Genomic DNA, 3,879 nt, shown 5'->3' with positions numbered 1-3,879 from the left:
TTCAGGCTTCTTGATCATAAGACCGACCCCTCCCTTGAGGCGGCTTTTAGCCTGCCGTATAAATTAATTAAATTACTTGATCTCTATAACAGCGCCGACTTCCTCGATCTGTTTTTTGATCTCTTCGGCTTCTTCTTTCGATATTCCTTCCTTCAGAGTCGACGGGATCTCTTCTACGGCTTTTTTCGCCTCGATTAGTCCGAGACCGGTGATCGCCCTTACGACCTTGATGACCTGGATCTTCTGGCTGCCGAAATCCTTGAGGATGACGTCGAACTCAGTCTTTTCCTCGACCTCCGCGGCGGCCGCGCCCGGCATCATGCCGGCCATCATCGCCATCGGAGCGGCAGCGGTGACGCCAAAATGATCTTCAAGGACCTTGACGAGCTCTGAAAGCTCGAGAACAGTCATCTTCTCTACAAGCTCGACTATCTTTTTTACCGTCTTCGATGAGGATTCCACCTTTTTTTCTTCCTTGGGCTCTTCGGCCGTTACTTCAGGAGCGGCTTCCTCTGCTGTTTCCTCTACTACCTCTTCTGCTTTTTTCTTTTCATCGTCTTTCTTCGCGGGCATCTTATTTCCTCTCTTTCATTTCTTCAGTTATCAGGTTGACAGATGGCCCTGTACGCCATCATTCACCCCTGCCGTCAAGCGGCTCCCTTTTTCTCCGAAATCGCGTTCAACACGCCGGCCAGATCCCTGAGCGAAGCGCTGAGGACTCCAACGAGTCCACGCAGCGGCGCCTGGATCGTTCCAACGACCTGCGTAAGAAGCACTTCCCTGCCGGGAAGCACAGCCAGCCTGACCACTTCATCCTTGTCGATGACTCGGCCGGCCACATATCCCCCCTTGAATTTCGGGAGGTCGTTCTCATCAGCGAATTTTTTCAGCACCTGAGCCGGAGAGACCTCATCGGTCAGGCTTATCGCGAAAGCCGTAGGCCCTTCCAGCAACGGCTCCATGCCTTCGATCCCAAGATCCGCGAAACTGATCTTCGCAAGCGTATTCTTTATCACCCTGAAGGTGACACCGTTCTTACGGCATTCTTTGCGAAGTTCCGAGATATCTGCGACATTCAAACCGGTGAAGTCGTTCAGAATTACAGATTTGGCATCGCGAATGAGACCGACCATTTCGTTTACTGTATCAGTCTTTATGGGCTTTACCATAAACGATCTCCTTTCCGGTCTATCGCACCTCGGCAAGCAGTCCCTGGGAATCGATCTTTATCGAAGGTCCCATCGTCGTCGCCAGATGCACACTGATAATATATTTTCCTTTGGCTGATTGAGGTTTCGCGCGCAGAAGTTCCAGTACCAGCGCCCTGATGTTCTCGACAAGCTTTATCTTGTCGAAAGACGCCTTGCCGACCGGAACATGGACGTTCGATCCTTTGTCCACGCGATACTCGATCTTGCCAGCCTTTGATTCTTTTACAGCTTTGCCGACATCGAAAGTCACTGTTCCGACTTTCGGATTGGGCATAAGCCCTCGCGGCCCGAGTATGCGTCCGAGTTTTCCTACTTCGCCCATCATGTCGGGCGTGGCTATTGCCACATCAAACTCGAACCATCCGCCATTTATCTTCTCGATGTATTCAGCCGAGCCTACGTAATCGGCGCCCGCTTCTTTGGCCTCAATCTCTTTCTCACCCTTGGTAAGAACGAGGACCCGTACATCCTTCCCCGTCCCATGGGGAAGAAGGACAGTGCCGCGGACCTGCTGGTCGGCGTGCCTTGGATTGACCCCGAGTTTTACGGAAAACTCGAACGTCTCATCGAAATTCGCCTTCGGCAGGTTTTTTATCACCTCGACTGCTTCTTCAAGCGGATACTCCCGAGAGCGGTCGATCTTCGCTGTGCTGTCGACATATTTTTTGCCGCGCTTCATCTGCTCACCGCTTTCTCTGGTAAGTTATTTCTTGATCTTCTCATCCACGATGATCCCCATGCTCCTGGCCGTACCTTTGACCATCAGAACGGCCCCTTCGAGATCGAAAGCGTTAAGATCCTTCATCTTCGTCTTCGCGATCTCTTCAACCTGGGCCAGGGATATCTTGGCTACTTTTTCCTTATTGGGTTCGCCGGAACCTTTGGCGATCCCGGCCGCTTTCCTGAGCAGTTCGGAAGCGGGAGGAGACTTCGTAATGAACGTAAAACTTTTGTCAGCATAGACAGTTATCTCGACAGGCACGATCATGCCTGCCATATTCTGCGTCGCAGCATTGAACTGCTTGCAGAAATCCACCGAGCTGACCTGCAGCTGCCCAAGCGCCGGTCCGACTGGCGGAGCTGGCGTAGCGTTCGCACCAGGGATCTGCAGCTTTACGACCTTCAAGATCTTTTTCTTGGACTTCTTAGCCATCTTGCTTTCAGCTCCTTGATCTTCATATCGAAACCGCTTTTACAACACCGCTTATAAAGGTTTGACCTGAAGAAAATCCAACTCAACCGGTGTTTCGCGGCCAAAAATGCTAACAAGGACTTTGAGTTTTCCTCTTTCCGGATTGATCTCATCGACCACACCTGTAAATTCGGAAAACGGTCCGTCTATGACATTCACATGCTCGCCTATCGAGAATGGGACTTCCGGAATGATACCTTCCTTCTTTTCCATCCTTCCAAGGATCCGGTCGACTTCCTTTTTAGATATCGGGCTGGGCTTTTCTTCCCCCCCGACAAAATGGGTCACGCCGGGAACATTCTCCACGAGGGACCATGTCTCGTTAGTCATTTCCATTTCAATCATTATATAGCTCGGAAAGAGTTTCCTCATTGAAACGGTCTTCTTGCCCTTTTTCATCTCCGCCACCTCTTCGGTAGCGACAAGGACCTTCCCGAACTTTTCCTTGAAGTCTGAGGCCTGTATAAGGCGCTCGACCGTATCCCGCACCTTCGCTTCCCTTCCGGAGTACGTATGGACTACATACCATTTCATCCTGCCGCTGCTTTCAGGGCTGTGGCCTTTCGCCGAAGCCGCGGGGGCAGGAGTCTCTCCATCAGTAAAAGGAGGCTGCTCTGCGGGTCTATCAGGAGAATCAGTGGCCGCTCCCTCATCAGCTTCATCAGCGTCGGAAGGCTGCCCGTCGTCGTCACCATCCGCATCCGGGGGGATCCCGATATCCACATTATCGCCATTCTCCCCATCAGGCTCGACAGCTCCGTCTTTCATATTCTCCCCTTCATACAGCGTTTCGGAATCGTTGGAGATGGAAGCGTTCTCCCCGATACCATCGACGCCGTTTGAATCCTTCTCAGGGACCGTTTCCGGACCCTTTTCTTTCGAAATATCCTCGTTCATTATTTTTCCCTTACTTGCCAAAGCCGGCAGTCCCTACCAGCCAAGGAGGCGCCTGATCACAAAAGTAAGGATCTGGTCGATAAAACCGATGAAAACGGTGACTACGAAAGTCGCCACGATGACCAGCTTCGTTGATTCCTTGAGTTCGTCACGAGTCGGCCACGTGACTTTCTTCATCTCACTTTTGATCTCAGTGAAAAACTTTCCGATTTTATTGAACATACCGATCTCCGATCGATGACGGCCGCGACTCAACATCGAGGCCATCATGCCAAATCCTGCCGGGTCCGCATCCCGCGTGAACTAAAAGATCACAAAGACACTTCTATCTGGTCTCTTTGTGAGTCGTATGCTTGCCACAGAAACGGCAGTATTTACTGTGCTCAAGCCTGTCCGGATGCAATCTCTTGTTCTTCTTCGTCGTATAGTTCCTGTTCTTGCACTCCTGGCAAGCCAGTATCACGAGGTCTCTCATCGTTATCAGCTCTTTTCCTATTCAATGATCTCGGTAACTACGCCGGCGCCAACAGTCCTTCCGCCCTCGCGGATCGCGAACCTGAGCTCTTTCTCCATCGCTAT

8 protein-coding genes are annotated in these 3,879 nt (G+C 51.5%); all 8 read right to left on the bottom strand.

Features of this window, described 5'->3' with window-relative positions:
* Window positions 1–72: 72 nt before the first annotated feature.
* Window positions 73–573 carry a 50S ribosomal protein L7/L12 gene (gene rplL / locus JW814_11165; protein ID MBN2072005.1) on the bottom strand — a complete coding sequence of 167 codons (501 nt, stop codon included), beginning with the start codon at window positions 571–573 and terminating at the stop codon, window positions 73–75.
* A gap of 74 nt (window positions 574–647) precedes the next feature.
* Entirely contained in the window at window positions 648–1,169 is a 522-nt protein-coding gene (locus JW814_11160) for a 50S ribosomal protein L10 (GenBank protein MBN2072004.1), read from the bottom strand.
* Window positions 1,170–1,188: 19 nt separating this feature from the next.
* The gene (locus JW814_11155) at window positions 1,189–1,890 is read right to left on the bottom strand and encodes a 50S ribosomal protein L1 (GenBank protein MBN2072003.1); all 702 of its coding nucleotides are present in this window, start codon (window positions 1,888–1,890) and stop codon (window positions 1,189–1,191) included.
* A gap of 24 nt (window positions 1,891–1,914) precedes the next feature.
* Window positions 1,915–2,364: a 50S ribosomal protein L11 gene (rplK, locus tag JW814_11150; protein ID MBN2072002.1), complete on the bottom strand. Its 450-nt coding sequence runs from the start codon at window positions 2,362–2,364 to the stop codon at window positions 1,915–1,917.
* 51 nt (window positions 2,365–2,415) lie between these two features.
* Window positions 2,416–2,937 carry a transcription termination/antitermination factor NusG gene (gene nusG, locus JW814_11145; protein MBN2072001.1) on the bottom strand — a complete coding sequence of 174 codons (522 nt, stop codon included), beginning with the start codon at window positions 2,935–2,937 and terminating at the stop codon, window positions 2,416–2,418.
* A gap of 396 nt (window positions 2,938–3,333) precedes the next feature.
* Window positions 3,334–3,522 (bottom strand): preprotein translocase subunit SecE, encoded by a 189-nt coding sequence (gene secE, locus JW814_11140; GenBank protein ID MBN2072000.1) that lies wholly within the window; start codon window positions 3,520–3,522, stop codon window positions 3,334–3,336.
* 103 nt (window positions 3,523–3,625) lie between these two features.
* Window positions 3,626–3,775 (bottom strand): 50S ribosomal protein L33, encoded by a 150-nt coding sequence (gene rpmG, locus JW814_11135; GenBank protein ID MBN2071999.1) that lies wholly within the window; start codon window positions 3,773–3,775, stop codon window positions 3,626–3,628.
* A 17-nt stretch (window positions 3,776–3,792) separates the two neighbouring features.
* A partial coding sequence (locus JW814_11130; protein MBN2071998.1) for an elongation factor Tu occupies window positions 3,793–3,879 on the bottom strand: 87 nt, incomplete at its 5' end.

The organism is Candidatus Krumholzibacteriota bacterium, assembly GCA_016932415.1.
Lineage (GTDB): Bacteria > Krumholzibacteriota > Krumholzibacteriia > Krumholzibacteriales > Krumholzibacteriaceae > Krumholzibacterium.
This window is presented reverse-complemented; position numbering and strand designations above follow the sequence as displayed.

Excerpts from the sequence above, each read along its gene's own strand:
- rplL (MBN2072005.1), bottom strand. The coding sequence starts at position 573 with ATGCCCGCGAAGAAAGACGATGAAAAGAAAAAAGCAGAAGAGGTAGTA.
- JW814_11160 (MBN2072004.1), bottom strand. The coding sequence starts at position 1,169 with ATGGTAAAGCCCATAAAGACTGATACAGTAAACGAAATGGTCGGTCTC.
- JW814_11155 (MBN2072003.1), bottom strand. The coding sequence starts at position 1,890 with ATGAAGCGCGGCAAAAAATATGTCGACAGCACAGCGAAGATCGACCGC.
- rplK (MBN2072002.1), bottom strand. The coding sequence starts at position 2,364 with ATGGCTAAGAAGTCCAAGAAAAAGATCTTGAAGGTCGTAAAGCTGCAG.
- nusG (MBN2072001.1), bottom strand. The coding sequence starts at position 2,937 with ATGAAATGGTATGTAGTCCATACGTACTCCGGAAGGGAAGCGAAGGTG.
- secE (MBN2072000.1), bottom strand. The coding sequence starts at position 3,522 with ATGTTCAATAAAATCGGAAAGTTTTTCACTGAGATCAAAAGTGAGATG.
- rpmG (MBN2071999.1), bottom strand. The coding sequence starts at position 3,775 with ATGAGAGACCTCGTGATACTGGCTTGCCAGGAGTGCAAGAACAGGAAC.